Annotated in this window: 15 protein-coding genes; 4 read left to right on the forward strand and 11 right to left on the reverse strand. The window is 50.9% G+C overall.

The window, feature by feature from the left end:
* The first annotated feature begins 107 nt into the window (after positions 1–107).
* The 4 genes from typA to KDX31_14395 all read left to right on the forward strand — a co-directional run bounded on the left by typA (position 108) and on the right by KDX31_14395 (position 4345).
* On the forward strand, positions 108–1925 hold the full coding sequence (gene typA, locus KDX31_14380; GenBank protein UTW02527.1) for a translational GTPase TypA: 1818 nt from the start codon (positions 108–110) through the stop codon (positions 1923–1925).
* Positions 1926–2036: 111 nt separating this feature from the next.
* Positions 2037–2987, forward strand: coding sequence for a prolyl aminopeptidase (pip, locus tag KDX31_14385; protein ID UTW02528.1), 951 nt, complete (start codon positions 2037–2039; stop codon positions 2985–2987).
* Positions 2988–3009: 22 nt separating this feature from the next.
* Positions 3010–3447, forward strand: coding sequence for a D-tyrosyl-tRNA(Tyr) deacylase (gene dtd, locus KDX31_14390; protein ID UTW02529.1), 438 nt, complete (start codon positions 3010–3012; stop codon positions 3445–3447).
* A gap of 4 nt (positions 3448–3451) precedes the next feature.
* Complete coding sequence (locus tag KDX31_14395; protein UTW02530.1) at positions 3452–4345, forward strand: AEC family transporter; 894 nt, start codon at positions 3452–3454, stop codon at positions 4343–4345.
* A gap of 59 nt (positions 4346–4404) precedes the next feature.
* On the opposite strand, the gene KDX31_14400 is transcribed toward KDX31_14395, so the two are convergent.
* From KDX31_14400 to serC, 11 genes are all read right to left on the reverse strand, one after another.
* The gene (locus KDX31_14400; GenBank protein UTW02531.1) at positions 4405–4686 is read right to left on the reverse strand and encodes a ComEA family DNA-binding protein; all 282 of its coding nucleotides are present in this window, start codon (positions 4684–4686) and stop codon (positions 4405–4407) included.
* A 78-nt stretch (positions 4687–4764) separates the two neighbouring features.
* Positions 4765–5472, reverse strand: a complete 708-nt coding sequence (gene pyrF / locus KDX31_14405; GenBank protein ID UTW02532.1) for an orotidine-5'-phosphate decarboxylase — start codon at positions 5470–5472, stop codon at positions 4765–4767.
* Between the two features lie 32 nt (positions 5473–5504).
* A complete protein-coding gene (gene lapB / locus KDX31_14410; protein ID UTW02533.1) occupies positions 5505–6680 on the reverse strand; it encodes a lipopolysaccharide assembly protein LapB in 1176 nt (391 codons plus the stop codon).
* A gap of 1 nt (position 6681) precedes the next feature.
* Complete coding sequence (locus KDX31_14415) at positions 6682–6987, reverse strand: DUF1049 domain-containing protein (GenBank protein UTW02534.1); 306 nt, start codon at positions 6985–6987, stop codon at positions 6682–6684.
* A gap of 27 nt (positions 6988–7014) precedes the next feature.
* Positions 7015–7314, reverse strand: a complete 300-nt coding sequence (gene ihfB / locus KDX31_14420; GenBank protein UTW02535.1) for an integration host factor subunit beta — start codon at positions 7312–7314, stop codon at positions 7015–7017.
* 69 nt (positions 7315–7383) lie between these two features.
* A complete protein-coding gene (rpsA, locus tag KDX31_14425) occupies positions 7384–9060 on the reverse strand; it encodes a 30S ribosomal protein S1 (GenBank protein ID UTW02536.1) in 1677 nt (558 codons plus the stop codon).
* Positions 9061–9085: 25 nt separating this feature from the next.
* The gene (gene cmk / locus KDX31_14430; GenBank protein UTW02537.1) at positions 9086–9769 is read right to left on the reverse strand and encodes a (d)CMP kinase; all 684 of its coding nucleotides are present in this window, start codon (positions 9767–9769) and stop codon (positions 9086–9088) included.
* A 1-nt stretch (position 9770) separates the two neighbouring features.
* Complete coding sequence (locus KDX31_14435) at positions 9771–11987, reverse strand: bifunctional prephenate dehydrogenase/3-phosphoshikimate 1-carboxyvinyltransferase (protein ID UTW02538.1); 2217 nt, start codon at positions 11985–11987, stop codon at positions 9771–9773.
* Positions 11984–13111 carry a histidinol-phosphate transaminase gene (locus KDX31_14440; protein ID UTW02539.1) on the reverse strand — a complete coding sequence of 376 codons (1128 nt, stop codon included), beginning with the start codon at positions 13109–13111 and terminating at the stop codon, positions 11984–11986. Before KDX31_14440 ends, KDX31_14435 begins: the two co-directional genes overlap by 4 nt.
* 15 nt (positions 13112–13126) lie before the next feature.
* Positions 13127–14230: a prephenate dehydratase gene (gene pheA, locus KDX31_14445; GenBank protein ID UTW02540.1), complete on the reverse strand. Its 1104-nt coding sequence runs from the start codon at positions 14228–14230 to the stop codon at positions 13127–13129.
* A gap of 23 nt (positions 14231–14253) precedes the next feature.
* Entirely contained in the window at positions 14254–15336 is a 1083-nt protein-coding gene (gene serC / locus KDX31_14450) for a 3-phosphoserine/phosphohydroxythreonine transaminase (GenBank protein ID UTW02541.1), read from the reverse strand.
* Positions 15337–15395: the final 59 nt, after the last annotated feature.

Here is a 15395-nt window from a genome sequence, read left to right on the forward strand (position 1 = left end):
ACCGGAAAAAAAACTATTTTTGCTATTGAGCACATAAGAAAGGCACAGCTGCGGCATATCTTATGTATAATGTGCGCTTCTAAATTTGTCTGCACAGGTCCCCAGACGTGATCGAAAACTTAAGAAACATCGCCATCATTGCCCACGTTGACCATGGTAAAACCACCCTGGTTGATAAACTTCTCTCGCAGTCCGGTACTCTGGGCCGCCGTGATGAAGGCACCGAACGAATCATGGATTCGAACGACCAGGAAAAAGAACGGGGTATTACCATTCTGGCAAAGAACACCGCCATCGAATGGAACGACTACCATATCAACATTGTTGATACTCCGGGACACGCCGACTTTGGTGGTGAAGTTGAACGGGTACTGTCAATGGTTGACTGCGTTTGCCTGCTGGTTGACGCCGTTGATGGCCCGATGCCGCAAACCCGCTTTGTAACTCAGAAAGCATTTGAGCAGGGTCTGCGTCCGATCGTAGTGGTCAACAAAGTTGACCGTCCGGGTTCACGTCCGGATTATGTTATCGACCAGGTTTTTGATCTGTTTGACAGCCTCGGCGCGACCGATGAGCAGCTCGACTTCCCGATCATCTACGCGTCTGCCCTGAACGGCGTTGCCGGTAATGAGCCGGATGAGCTGGCCGATGATATGACGCCGCTGTTCGAAGCGATTGTTAAACATGTAAATCCGCCTCAGGTAGATACTGCTGGTCCATTCCAGATGCAGATCTCCGCACTGGACTACAACAGCTACGTTGGCGTTATCGGTGTTGGCCGGGTATCCCGTGGTACTGTCAAACTGAACCACGTGATTAAAATCATTGATCGCGAAGGCAAGGTTCGTAACGGTAAAGTTCAGAAGATTATGGGTTATTTAGGCCTGGATCGTATCGATGTAGAGGCTGCACAGGCGGGTGACATCATCTGTGTTACCGGTATTGATGCCCTGAATATCTCCGACACCCTGTGTGACCCATCTGCGGTTGAAGCGCTGCCTCCTCTTTCTGTAGATGAGCCTACCGTTTCTATGACCTTTCAGGTTAACGACTCTCCGTTTGCCGGACAGGATGGTAAATTCGTTACCAGCCGAAACATCAAAGACCGCCTGGATCGCGAACTGATTCACAACGTTGCACTGCGCGTTGAGCAGGGTGAGTCTCCGGAAAAATTTAAAGTTTCCGGTCGTGGTGAGCTTCACCTGTCAGTACTGATCGAGTCAATGCGTCGTGAAGGCTTTGAGCTGGGTGTTTCCCGTCCTGAAGTAATTCAGAAAGAGGTTGACGGTAAGATTCACGAGCCATTCGAAATCGTCATGATCGATGTTGAAGATCAGCATCAGGGCAACATCATTGAGGAGCTGGGTAAGCGTAAAGCGGATATGACCAACATGGAAGTGGATGGCAAAGGTCGCGTACGCCTGACCTTCCTGATCCCTTCCCGCGGCCTGATCGGTTTCCGTTCACAGTTCCTGACCATGACATCCGGTACCGGCATCATGACCTCAGTCTTTGACCACTACGGCGAAGTAAAAGAGGGTGAAGTGATCAGCCGTAACAACGGCGTACTGGTCTCGATGGTCACCGGTAAAGCACTGGGATACTCCCTGTGGAACCTGCAGGAACGTGGCCGTCTGTGCATCGAACCTAACATCGAAGTATACGAAGGCATGATTCTGGGTATTCACAGCCGCAGTAATGACCTTGCGGTAAACCCGATCAAGGGTAAGCAGCTGACTAACGTTCGTGCCTCCGGGACCGACGAAAATATTCAGCTGACACCGCCGGTTCGCTTTACTCTGGAACAGGCTCTGGACTTCATCGAAGACGACGAGCTGGTTGAAGTCACACCACTGAGCATCCGTATCCGCAAGAAGCTACTGACTGAAAACGAACGGAAGCGCTTCTCACGTTCTGGCAAATAAGCGCTATCCTTTTTTGATATAGCCGCTTAAGTTAGCACGTAAAAAGCCCGGACAGCGACCACTGTTCCGGGCTATACTCCCGGTGTCTGCCAGACTGACAAGGACACCCAGATGAACACCCTCTTTCCCGACATCCATCCTTACAAACAACATCATCTGACTGTTGATGATCTGCATACCCTCTATATCGAAGAGAGTGGTAACGCTCAGGGCATTCCGGTTCTGTTTATACATGGTGGACCCGGTGGTGGCACCAGCAGCTTCAATCGCAGCTTCTTTGATCCGGAAAAATACCGCATTATCCTGTTTGACCAGCGTGGCTGTGGTCAGTCAACCCCTCATGCAGAATTACTGGGTAACACCACGGCACATCTGATCAGTGATATTGAAAAGATCCGCGAACACCTCAGTATTGATGAATGGCTACTGTTTGGCGGCTCATGGGGCTCCACCCTCAGCCTGCTCTATGCTGAAAGCTTTCCTGAGCGGGTTTCCGGGATGATTCTGCGGGGCATCTTTCTCTGCCGGGAGCGCGATATCCACTGGTTCTATCAGGAAGGCGCCAGTGCAATTTTTCCAGACTACTGGAAAGAGTATCAGAAAGTCATTCCGCTTCCGGAGCGTGGCGCTATGCTGCAGGCGTATTACAAACGCCTGACATCAGACAACGAAATCGCCCGGATGTCCGCTGCCAAAGCATGGTCTGTCTGGGAGGGACACTGTTCCACCCTAGATCCGAATAACGATATCGTTGATCACTTTGCTGATCCCCATATTGCACTGGCGATGGCGCGGATAGAGGCGCATTACTTTATCAACAAAGCCTTCATCGAACCCGATCAGATTATCCGCGATGCCCACAGACTTCAGCAGATACCCACCGTTATTGTGCATGGCAGGTATGATATGGTCTGCCCGATCGAACAGGCTTTCGCTCTGTATGACGCCCTGCCTCAGGCTGAACTTCACATTGTCAGAGACGCAGGTCACAGTGCGCTGGAAGCGGGTATCACTGATAATCTGATTAAAGCCACCAATCAGTTTGCACTGTCCAAAGCCTGATTCACCGCTCTGAGGAATTGAGTTGAAAGCACTTATTCAGCGGGTACAAACCGCCTCTGTTAACATTGCCGGTGAGCGCCACAGTGAGATAGGTCCCGGAATACTCTTGCTGCTCGGCGTTGAAAAAACCGACAGCCAGGCCAGCGCAGATAAACTGTTACAGAAAATTCTGAACTACCGTATTTTTTCAGATTCAGAGGGCAAAATGAACCTCAATCTGCAGCAGCAGGGAGGCGGCCTGCTGATCGTGTCTCAGTTTACTCTGGTGGCCGATACCGCCAAAGGGCTTCGTCCTGGCTTTTCCAAAGGCGCCACACCTGAGCAGGGCGAAGCGCTATACGAATATTTTGTCAGCCAGGCCCGCTCCCGACACCCCGACGTTGCGACTGGCCATTTCGGTGCAGATATGCAGGTCAGCCTTATCAACGATGGTCCTGTGACCTTTTTACTGGAAGCCTGAACAGATGGACACTACCGCCCAGGTCCTGGCCGAACGGATATTTCTGACCGTTTTCCCACTCTTTGTTATTGTTCTGTGCGGCTATCTCTATGGCCGCTATAAAAAACCGGATATGACCCTGGCCAACCAGCTAAATATGCATATCTTTGTACCGGCACTGATCTTCTTTGTACTATCAGATAAATCCTTCGATCTGGTCAAGTACCAGGGCCTGGCAGCAGGTGCTGCGATTGTCATACTGGGTTCCGGGCTATTGATCTGGCCCCTGTGCAAACTGCTTAACGTTCAGCCGAAAACCTTTCTGCCTCCGATGATGTTCAGTAACAGTGGTAACCTGGGACTCCCGCTGATTATTCTCGCCTTTGGCGAGCAGGCACTGCCGGCAGCGATTATGCTGTTTATTGTTGAGATGACCCTCCACTTTACGGTTGGTATCTACATGATGGACCACCGCACTAACCCCTGGCGATTGCTGCGGGTGCCCATTATTATCGCCACTATTGCCGGTCTTGGCTGGAGCAGCCTCGACCTGACTGTCCCCGCATCAGCCGCTACGGCGCTGGATATGCTGGGCCAGATATCCATCCCACTATTACTCTTTACCCTTGGGGTAAGACTGATCACAGTAGACTTCAGTGCCTGGAAGATTGGCATCACCGGGGCGATTGTCAGCCCTCTTATCGGCGTTCTGATCGCCTTTGCAATTCAGCAACTGCTACACCTTGAAGCGGAACAGTTTGCCTATCTGATCATCTTCGGTGCACTGCCTCCGGCGGTACTTAACTACATTGTCGCAGAGCAATATAACCAGGAGCCCAAACAGGTCGCATCGATCGTTCTGCTTGGCAATATGGGCGCCCTGATCTTTATCCCGCTCACGCTGGTGTTTGTATTATAAAAAAGGCTGCCGAATGGCAGCCTCTACAACTTAGCTTAACAACAATAGGTGCTTAAACCTCACTGCGGTTCATCAACCATGATACTTTGCAGGTTCTTAGCCACCGTAGCACTCCCGATACCCTTCACATTAGCCAGCTCATCGACTGTCTTAAAGGGTCCGCTTGCTTCACGATAGTCAATTATCGCTTTCGCCTTTGCCGGCCCGACGCCCTGCAGTACTTCGACAAGCTGATCAGCGGTAGCCGTGTTGATATTAACCATGGGCTCAGCGAAGGCTCCCAGTGGAAAACTCAGACACAGCAGCAGTAATATCGATTTGAGACACGAATTCCATTTCATAGCTATTTCCTTTAGATAAATAATAAAGCCGGTAAAAACCGGCTTTATTATTAATAGCACATAACAGAAATGTGACAACTAACGTGCTGCAAGAATCTCTTGCTCAATTCTGTGCAACGCTTCAACCGGAACCTCCGCCCGGGTAATGGGACGCCCGATGACCAGATGAGTACTGCCTGCGATAATCGCTTCACCCGGGGTCATAATACGTTTCTGATCACCCACCTCGGCATCCGCCGGACGAATACCCGGAGTCACCAGCTGGAAACCGGGAGACACAATCTGTCGTAGCGGTTTGACCTCCTGAGCAGAACAAACCACACCATCCAGACCACTGCTTTCGGTCAGTCGTGCTAGACGCTTAACCTGCTCCAGCGGTTCAATATCCAGGCCGAGATCGGCCAGGTCCTGCCGTTCCATACTGGTCAGGACAGTGACAGCGATCAGCAGTGTTTGTGCACCATTAACCTGCTCTAACTCATTACGCGCGGCTTCCATCATCCGGCGACCACCGGAAGCATGAACATTGACCATCCACACCCCCATCTCAGCTGCCGCTCTGACCGCTTTGGCGGTAGTATTGGGTATGTCATGAAATTTAAGGTCGAGAAAGACCTCAAAACCTTTTCCGTGAAGCGCTTCAACCACAGCAGGACCGGCACGGGTAAAGAGCTCTTTACCCACTTTAACACGACATTTTTCAGGATCCAGCTGATCAGCCATTTTCAGAGCTGAAATCTGGTCCGGGTAATCCAGCGCCACAATAACCCGTTTAGTATCATTCATTCGCTTACATCTCATACAGATTCTGATCCGGGCTACTCACCTTCAAGGCCCTGGATCGGTTTAGTCGTTCCCCAGTTCTGACAGGAGGGGCATTGCCAGTGCAGTGACTTCCCTGAAAAACCACATCGCTGACAGTTATACACAGGCTTACTCAGCTCAAGCTGTCCCGTCAGCCCCCGTAACACCATCAGGCTCTCATTCGTCCCTTTTGAAGCATGCGCAATATACAGATCTATTAGCTGATTAAATCCTTTCACTGAGGGCCTGTGCTTCAGCTGATCGGTAATAAAAGCACCGGCAGGGTAGGCCCCCTGCTGCTCAAGTATCATCTCCGCCTGCGCCAGCATAATGCTGGTTGACGGATATTTGTTCAACCATTGTTTCATCAGCCGCTCAAACTCAGCCATCTGGTTCAACTTAGCATAACAATGCTTCAGCCGTTTTATAGTCTCAGAGAGAAACAATGGGTCCTGACTGGCTATCCGCTTCAAATCACGAATCGCCCCTTTCCAGTCTCCCTGGCTGATAGCAATATCGGCAAGCAGCAAGCAGGCCCGGACACATCCCTTATCAAAGTTTAACGCCGCATTCAGCTTAGCCGTTGCATGACGGTAGCGTTGCTGACCAATATACCCTTCAGCCAGCTCACAGCAGTAGTGACTCAACTCGACCTCGAGCCCCTGAAGCTCATCGGCGCTCAGCTGCCGGGCAACCTCGATCGCCCGCTCCCACTCCTTCTCTTTCTCATAGAGCTTGATCAGCAACGCTATTGCTGTCTGGTGAATTTTCGGACCCGGCCGCTGTGCCTGAATCTCTAATAACAGATTTTCAGCACGGTCATAAAGCCCGGCAGCATAATAATCCTGCGCCAGAGCCATCTGAATCCTCAGAAAATCATCACGGGAAAGGTCTGACCGGGCTAACAGGTTTTGATGGATCTGAATAGCGCGCTCGACATCACCTTTCTTTCGAAACAGCTTAGCCAGTGCCAGATGAGCAGGGATGGTATCAGAATTAGTTTCCAGCGCGCGGATAAAGCTCTCGATCGCTTCATCGTTTTTTTCACTCAGAAGAAAATCAAGACCGCGGAAATATTCCTGGTGCAGGGAATTTTGTACAGGTAACTGATTATCCCGCTGACGACACCCTAACAACCAGCCGATAGCTACCGCTATAAACAGCGGGATAATAAACAGATATTCATTCATTTCAGGAAGAGCGTTTCAATGACGCCGTGCGTAACTGATCAAGCTCCTTGTCGGCAGAACTTATCTTGCGCTTTGCCGCTTTAAGTTTAAGTTTCAGCACCATCACAAACAGACTGCTGACCAGAACTCCGACAACTCCACCCACAACAAAACTGGCCATCAACCAAATCGACAGACTGGCTTCGGGCAGAGTAAAGAAAAACATATTGATGCTAACCAGCTCGGTATTCAGCGTGGCAAAAGTCCAGCCGCAGAACAGAAATATGATACAGAGTGCCAGCACAAGCAGCGTTTTCAACCAACGCATCATCTACCCCTAAAGTTATGTAATCCCTTAAGACCGTCCGTTTTTAAGACTGTCATTCACCTGCTCGCGCAGTTCCTTTCCTGGTTTAAAATGCGGTACATATTTAGCTTCCAGCGATACTGAATCACCGGTTTTCGGATTACGTCCCACACGCGGAGCACGGAAATGAAGGCTGAAACTTCCAAACCCCCTGATCTCTATACGATCCCCCTGAGCAAGAGACTCAGTCATATGGTCCAGCATAGTTTTAACTGCCAGCTCTACATCTTTAATTGAAAGCTGTTCATTCTGGTCAATCAAACGCTCGATCAGTTCAGACTTGGTCATGCTTACCCCCTGACATTCGTTGATCTGGTAATTACCAAACCGCTCATCAGAAATTATGTGTATCCGTTACTATTTCTTTTCCAGCTGAGCTCTGATGAGATCACCGATTGTTGTCGGGCCTTCAGATTCAACCTGCTGCTGCTTAATTGCATCCAGCGCCTGTTTTTCCTGCTGTTTTTCAACCTGTTTCACTGACAGCGCAATGGATCGGGTACGCCGGTCAATATTAACAAGCATCACTTCAATCTCCGTTCCGACACTGAAGGAGTGGGTCAGATCATCTATCCGCTCAAAAGAAGCTTCCTGTACCTTAACGGTACCTTCCACTCCCTCTGCCAGTTCAACCACCAGTTGCTTAGGCTCAACCTGTGTAATTTTACCCCGCACAACAGCGCCTTTAGTATTGGCAGCGGTATACTCAGAAAAAGGATCACTCCCTAACTGCTTAATCCCCAGCGAGATACGCTCACGCTCTGAATCAACAGCCAGCACAACTGCGCTCACCGTGTCACCTTTCTTATAGGCTTTTACTGCATCATTTCCTTCCTGATCCCAGGAAAGATCAGACAGGTGCACCAGACCATCGATTCCGCCATCCAGTCCAATAAAGACGCCAAAGTCAGTAATCGACTTGATCACACCGGTTATCTTTGTGCCTTTTGTATAGCGTTCAGCAAAGGCATCCCAGGGGTTAGCCTGGCACTGTTTCATACCCAGAGAGATTCGCCGACGCTGCTCATCAATATCGAGAATCATTACCTCAATCGGGTCACCGAGCTGCACAACCTTGGAAGGGTGAACATTTTTATTAGTCCAGTCCATCTCAGACACATGAACCAAGCCCTCAATACCCTCCTGAATCTCAGCAAAACAGCCATAGTCAGCAATATTAGTGACTTTAGCCATAACTTTACTGCCAACCGGGTGGGCCGCCTTGAACTCGTCCCAGGGATCGGGGGTAAGCTGTTTCATACCCAGTGAAACGCGACCCTTTTCACGGTCGTAGCGCAACACCTTTACATCAATCTCATCGCCAATCGAGAGAAGCTCACTGGGGTGCTTAACACGTTTCCAGGCAATATCGGTGATATGCAGCAGTCCATCCACGCCCCCCAGATCGATAAAGGCACCATAGTCAGTGAGATTCTTGACTATCCCCTTAACCGTCATCCCCTCTTGCAGGGTTGCCAGTAGCTTATCCCGCTCCTCATTGTAGGCGGTCTCAAGTACTGCGCGGCGGGATACGACAATGTTATTGCGCTTGGCATCCAGCTTAACCAGCTTAAACTCAAGCTCTTTGTTTTCTATATGAGAGGTGTCTCGCAGCGGGCGGATATCGACCAGAGAGCCCGGCAGGAAAGCACTGATGGAGTTGACATCAACGGTAAAGCCACCGCGAACCTTACCGGTAATCCGTCCGGTAATAACTTCATCATTCTCAATCGCCTTTTCGAGTACTTCCCAGGCTTCCGCCCGTTTAGCTTTTTCACGGGAAAGCTGAGTTTCACCCGAACCATCTTCAAGCGCGACCAGCGCAACTTTAACCTGATCACCGACCTCGATGCTCAGATTACCCTCATCATCAAGAAACTGTCCCCGGGGGATAATCCCTTCCGACTTCAGTCCTGCGTTAATGACAACAAAGTCGCCATCAACCGCGACAACGGTACCGGTCACAATAGAGCCCGGCTGCATATCCAGCTCTTTCAGGCTCTCTTCAAACAGCTCAGCAAAACTCTCATTCATACCGGCTAAACCTCATTTTTTGCCGTTAACGAAGACCCTTATGTCTCGCATGATCCAGCACAGAAGCCAACACTTCCTCAATACTCTGGTGAGTAGTATCAAGGCAGATAGCATCTTCAGCAGGCTTGAGAGGTGCTACTGCACGGTTCATATCGCGCGCGTCTCTCGCCTGAATATCCTCTAATATTGCCTGAAGACTAGCACCCAGACCCTTATTTATCAACTGGTTATAACGACGGTTTGCGCGTTCTTCAGCACTAGCCGTTAAATAAATTTTCAGGGTTGCATCAGGAAACACGACAGTCCCCATATCCCGGCCATCGGCAATCAGCCCGGGGGCTGAGACAAAAGCCCGCTGACGCTCCAACAGTGCAGCCCTGACTGAACCGATTGCGGCGATCACAGAGGCATCCGCGCCACACTCCTCGGTACGAATCGTATTGGTGACCTCTTCACCCTCCAGAACAATAGAAACCTCTTGCTGATTTGCCGATGCTCCAAACTGAACATCCAGATGCGCAGCCAATACCACCAGTGCATCTTCATCATCCAGTGCAACACCATGATGACGGGCAGCCAGGCCCACCAGCCTGTACAGAGCACCGCTATCAAGCAGGTTCCAGCCCAGTTCACGGGCCAGCAGACTACAGATTGTTCCTTTACCAGATCCGCTTGGACCATCAACCGCAATAACCGGGAAATTTCCCATGTTACTTCTCCTCTTTGCGAACCCGTATACCTACCTGCTGAGCGAGCTCAACAAAATTTGGAAATGATGTGGCGACATTAGCGCATTCACGGATCTCAATATTATCGTTAGCCCGTAGCGACGCGATGGTAAATGCCATCGCAATGCGGTGGTCATCATGGCTTTCAATCACCCCGCCACCCAGCTCACTACCCCGGATAATCGCGCCATCCGGCGTACCTTCAATATCAGCGCCCAGGATTTTTAATCCATCGACCATTGCCTGAATACGATCACTCTCTTTTACCCGCAACTCTTCAGCACCGGTGAGCACCGTTTCACCTTCAGCACAAACGGCTGCAATAAACAGTGCCGGAAACTCATCAATCGCCAGCGGCACCTGATCTTCAGGTATCTTAATACCTTTAAGAGGTGCATAACGGATACGTATATCTGCAACCGGCTCACCGCCGACCTCGCGCTCGTTCAGAAGCTCAAGGCGACTCCCCATCGCCCGCAGAATATTGATCACGCCAATGCGGGTCGGATTAATACCCACATGCTCAAGTGTGATATCTGAGCCAGGACAGATGGCAGCCGCCACCATAAAGAAAGTCGATGAAGAGATATCCGCTGGCACATCAATCTGAGTGGCTTTCAGACTCCCGCCACCGGAGAGAGAGACTTTATTACCGTCAACATCCACCTGATAACCAAAACCACGCAGCATGCGCTCGGTATGGTCCCGCGTTGGCGCAGGCTCAATAACGGTCGTTTCTCCTTCGGCATAGAGACCTGCCAGCATGACACAGGACTTAACCTGAGCACTGGCCATCGGCATCTCATAATGGATCGCTTTCAAGGCCTGTCCGCCTTTGATCTTCACTGGCGGGCAACCGTTTTCTCCGGTCTCCACCTGGGCGCCCATCAAACGAAGCGGCTTAGCCACTCGTTCCATAGGTCGTTTGCTCAAAGAGGCATCGCCACTGAGTTCTGAATCAAATGACTGACCGGCCAGCAGACCCGACATCAGACGGATGGTCGTGCCGGAATTACCCACATAAATAGGCCCGGGCGGCTGACGCAGCCCGTTAATACCAACACCATAGATTTTTACTGCGCCCTGATGCGGCCCCTCAATAACAACCCCCATGTCACGAAATGCCTGCAATGTCGCCAGACTATCTTCCCCTTCCAGGAAGCCCGTAATCTCGGTTACGCCGTCGGCCAGAGACCCCAGCATAATGGAACGGTGAGAGATCGATTTGTCACCTGGAGCCCGTATTGTGCCCTGCACCTGGCCACCCGGCTGTGCATAAAATGTAGTATCTTTTATCATCATATTATTTTGCGTGTACGCTGAGCCCGATAAAATTTTAGAAAAGTGTTCCCGTGCAGCCTTTGCCCGGGTAAAAATACCCAGCATCGCTACACTGTCGTCAGTCTCGATCGCCTTACGCAGCCGATCTACGCCTGAGGTAAATTCATCAATCTTCTGCAGGATTGCCTGCTTATTTGCCAAACCGATGTCATGCCACATCGTCGGATCGCTGGCCGCCACACGGGTAAAATCCCTGAAACCACCCGCCGCATAGCGAAAAATATCATTACAATCCTGCTCCTGCGCCAGCGTATCAACCAGCGAAAAAGCCAGCAGATGCGGCAGATGACTGGTCGCAGCCAACACCTCATCATGGCGATCAACATCCATCTGCAGCACCTGCGCACCGACAGACTGCCACATCCGGGCGATCAGCGTGACGGCGTCAGGATCGCTTTGCGGAAGTGGTGTAATGATAACTTTATGATGTTCAAACAATGTTGCATCGGCGGCTGCCACGCCACTTTTTTCCGAGCCGGCAATAGGATGCCCGGGAATAAACCGCCTGGGTACATAACCAAACAGTCCCGTGGCAGACCTCACCACATTGCCTTTCACACTGCCGACATCTGTGAGAATAGTGTCCGGGCGCAAAACTGGCAATATTTCTGCGAGTACAGTTTCAATCGCCTTAACCGGTACTGCCAGTACAATGACGTCCGCCCCGGCAGCCGCCGCCAGAAGATCAGTTGCCGCTTCCTCGATGATTCCCAGTCGCAGCCCGGCTTCCAGCTCATCGCTATCCCGGTCATAACCAATCACGGTACGACAGATACCACGGGTACGCAGAGCACTGGCCAGCGACCCGCCAATCAGTCCCAATCCAATAACCAAAACCCTTTCAGCCAAACATCTCACGGTGTGCTGGTCCTTCCTGACTGCTGCTTCATTACTTCAGTAAATGCCGTCAGAAAACGGCTGTTTTCCTCTGGCAGACCAATCGTCACCCGCAGGTGATTTGGCATCAGATAATTGGCTACCGGCCTGACGATCACACCCTTTTGCAGCAATTCTGCGTATACCGGTGCGGCATCACGACCACAATCAACGCTGATAAAATTGCCCACAGAGGGGATCCAGTTAACACCCAGTTGAGTAAACCCCTGCTCCAGCTGTGCCATACCGCTATGGTTAAGCGCAACACTACGCGTCAGATAGTCGGTATCACCGAGCACCGCAGTAGCCGCTTCCAGCGCAGGAATATTGACATTGAACGGCTGACGGACGCGATTCAGCAGATCGGTAATGGTCGGGTTGGCCACCGCATAACCTATACGCAGGGCCGCCAGACCAAAGGCTTTAGAAAAGGTCCGGGTCACCACCAGATTAGGAAAGTCGGCCTGCAACTGAAGTCCTGAAAGATATTCAGGCTCTGCCACGTACTCCAGATAGGCCTCGTCCAGCACTACCACCACATTGTCGGGTACTTTCGCCATAAATTCCCGCAACGCCTGACCGGTAAACCACGTTCCGGTGGGGTTATTCGGGTTTGCCAGGAAGATTAGCCGGGTTTTATCCGTCACCGCAGCAGCCATTGCATCCAGATCATGTCCCCACTCTCTGGCCGGAACGACCACAGCAGTGGCACCGGTTGACTGGGCCACCAGCATATAGACAACAAAGGCGTGCTGGGCATAGATAACTTCATCACCCGGAACAACGAATGCTCGTCCAATCAACTCCAGAACATCATTCGACCCATTCCCCAGGGTAATAGTATCCGCTGCGATGTTATAGTGCGCGGACAACGCCTGTTTCAGTTTAAAACCACTGGCATCGGGGTAACGGCAACTCTCACCCAGCGCCGCCTGAACCGCTGCCATTGCAATCTGACTCGGGCCCTGGGGGTTTTCATTACTGGCCAGTTTAATACTGTTGCTGATACCCAGCTCGCGCTCCAGTTCCTCAACGGGTTTACCTGGTTGATATGGATGAAGCCCCTGAACCCCAGGGGTTGCCAGATGATAGAAATCACATGCCATTTAATTTGCTCCGGATCAGAGTACAGCAACCGGGTATGACCCCAGTAATTTAAGCTCTACAGTATCAGACTGTAGTTCCTGCAATACGTTCTGTATATGCTGATTTGCCGCATGCCCTTCAAAATCGATATAAAACACTGAGTGTGAACTTTCGGGACTCGCTGGCCGGGTTTCAATGCCCGTCAGGCTGATCTTATGTTGATGAAAATGCTGCAGCAGCTCATAGAGCGCGCCTGCCTTATCCGGGACAGTTACCAGAATTGAGGTTTTATCATGACCACTTTCACCCACATCCTGATCGCCAATAATCAGGTAACGGGTACTGTTATCCGACTGATCATCAATATTCCGGGCAACAATATTCAGCTGATAGAGGTCGGCCACCAGATCGCTGGCAATCGCGACCGCTGCAGGTCCCTGCTTAACTGCCATCCGTGCCGCTTCTGCGTTACTGCTAACGAGAATCCGCTCTGCGGACAGAAAATGGGTGTCCAGCCAGCTGCGGCACTGTGAAAGTGTCTGTTGCGGCAGGTATATCCGGGCGATATTGTCCAGTCCCTCATCACCCACACGTAATACATGGTGATGAATCCGTAACTCTACCTCGCCACAGATTTTAAGATTGAAACGCTTAAACAGGTCCAGTGTATGAGTGACCACCCCTTCAGAAGAGTTCTCAATCGGCACAACACCGTAGTGAGCCCCCCCGGATTCAACCTCACGAAACACTTCATCGTTGCTGTTGAAGGGGATACAGTGAGCAGAATGGCCGAAATGTTTACTGGCAGCTTGCTGAGTAAAAGTCCCCTCAGGCCCCAGAAACGCCACATGCATCGGTTTTTCAAGCGCCAGACACACCGACATAATTTCACGAAATAAGCGGGCCACCTCATGATCAGCAAGCGGTCCTTGATTGCGTTGCATAACCCGGCGTAATACCTGAGCTTCCCGTTCAGGGCGGTAAAAAACCGCCTCACGGTCACCCTGCTGATATCGCTCTTTCACTTCAGCAACGCTCTGTGCACATCGCGCACGATCATTCAGCAGCGTATGAATCTGCTGATCAATTGAATCGATCTGATCCCGCAATAGCTTCAGTTCTGTTTCCTGATCACTCATCTTACCGTCCTCTGCTATCGGGCTTAGCCGTGACGCTGGGAAAAGTCCTGCATGAAGGCGATCAGTGCATCCACGCCCTCTTCCGGTACCGCATTATAGATACTTGCCCGCATCCCTCCCACTGAACGGTGTCCGGGAAGATTCAGCAGTCCTTTGTCTTGCGCTTCCTGCAGAAAGAGTTTATCCAGATCGGCATTAGCCAGAATAAAGGGTACATTCATCCATGAACGAGCATTGATTGCTACCGGATTGGAATAGAAAGGGTTGCTATCAATAACAGCATAAAGTTTTTCAGCCTTACGGCGGTTAAGCTCAGCGATACCCTCGACACCGCCCTGCGCTTTCAGCCATTTAAACACCAGACCCGCCAGATACCAGCCAAACGTTGGCGGCGTATTAAGCATCGAATCGGCATCGGCATTCACTTTGTAATCATACAACGCCGGTGTTGTCGGTAGAATATCTCCCAACAGATCGTCACGGACGATAACCACTGTCAGTCCCGCAGGTCCGATATTTTTCTGGGCGCCAGCGTAGATCATAGCAAAACGACTTACATCTATCGGGCGGGACAAAATATTGGATGACATGTCCGCCACCAGCGGCACATCTCCGGTGTCCGGAATGTAATCAAACTCCACACCCCGGATGGTTTCATTAGGTGTGTAATGCACATAGGCAGCATCCGGATTGAGCTTTAACTCACTCTGAGCTGGCACACTAGTGAAATTATCGGCCTCGGTGGTTGCAACCACATTTACGTCACAGTAACGGGACGCCTCTTTAATTGCCTTTTTCGACCAGTCGCCGGTATTGATATAGTCGGCGGTGGTTTTACCCCGTAACAAGTTCATCGGGATCATACTGAACTGACTGCTGGCGCCGCCCTGCATAAACAGAACCTTATAGTTATCCGGGATCTTCATCAGATCTCGCAGATCCTGCTCCGCCTCTGCCGCAACAGCCACAAACTCTTTGCTGCGGTGGCTCATTTCCATAATGGAAAGGCCGAGACCATGCCAGTCTAAAAGTTCATGCTGAGCCTGTTTGAGGACATCTTCAGGCAGTGCAGAGGGACCCGCACTGAAATTATAATTACGTGTCATTGTGATAGATCTGCTACAAAGTTCGTATAAGGGTTTGAAAAAACATTCTGTAAAAAGGT

The organism is Amphritea atlantica (assembly GCA_024397875.1).
Lineage (GTDB): Bacteria > Pseudomonadota > Gammaproteobacteria > Pseudomonadales > Balneatricaceae > Amphritea > Amphritea atlantica_B.

Bases quoted from the DNA above. Each gene is read 5' to 3' on its own strand.
- pyrF (UTW02532.1), bottom strand. From the start codon at position 5,472: ATGAATGATACTAAACGGGTTATTGTGGCGCTGGATTACCCGGACCAG.
- rpsA (UTW02536.1), bottom strand. From the start codon at position 9,060: ATGAATGAGAGTTTTGCTGAGCTGTTTGAAGAGAGCCTGAAAGAGCTG.
- KDX31_14440 (UTW02539.1), bottom strand. From the start codon at position 13,111: ATGGCATGTGATTTCTATCATCTGGCAACCCCTGGGGTTCAGGGGCTT.
- pip (UTW02528.1), top strand. From the start codon at position 2,037: ATGAACACCCTCTTTCCCGACATCCATCCTTACAAACAACATCATCTG.
- KDX31_14395 (UTW02530.1), top strand. From the start codon at position 3,452: ATGGACACTACCGCCCAGGTCCTGGCCGAACGGATATTTCTGACCGTT.
- serC (UTW02541.1), bottom strand. From the start codon at position 15,336: ATGACACGTAATTATAATTTCAGTGCGGGTCCCTCTGCACTGCCTGAA.
- KDX31_14415 (UTW02534.1), bottom strand. From the start codon at position 6,987: ATGCGTTGGTTGAAAACGCTGCTTGTGCTGGCACTCTGTATCATATTT.
- ihfB (UTW02535.1), bottom strand. From the start codon at position 7,314: ATGACCAAGTCTGAACTGATCGAGCGTTTGATTGACCAGAATGAACAG.
- pheA (UTW02540.1), bottom strand. From the start codon at position 14,230: ATGAGTGATCAGGAAACAGAACTGAAGCTATTGCGGGATCAGATCGAT.
- KDX31_14400 (UTW02531.1), bottom strand. From the start codon at position 4,686: ATGAAATGGAATTCGTGTCTCAAATCGATATTACTGCTGCTGTGTCTG.
- cmk (UTW02537.1), bottom strand. From the start codon at position 9,769: ATGGGAAATTTCCCGGTTATTGCGGTTGATGGTCCAAGCGGATCTGGT.
- lapB (UTW02533.1), bottom strand. From the start codon at position 6,680: ATGAATGAATATCTGTTTATTATCCCGCTGTTTATAGCGGTAGCTATC.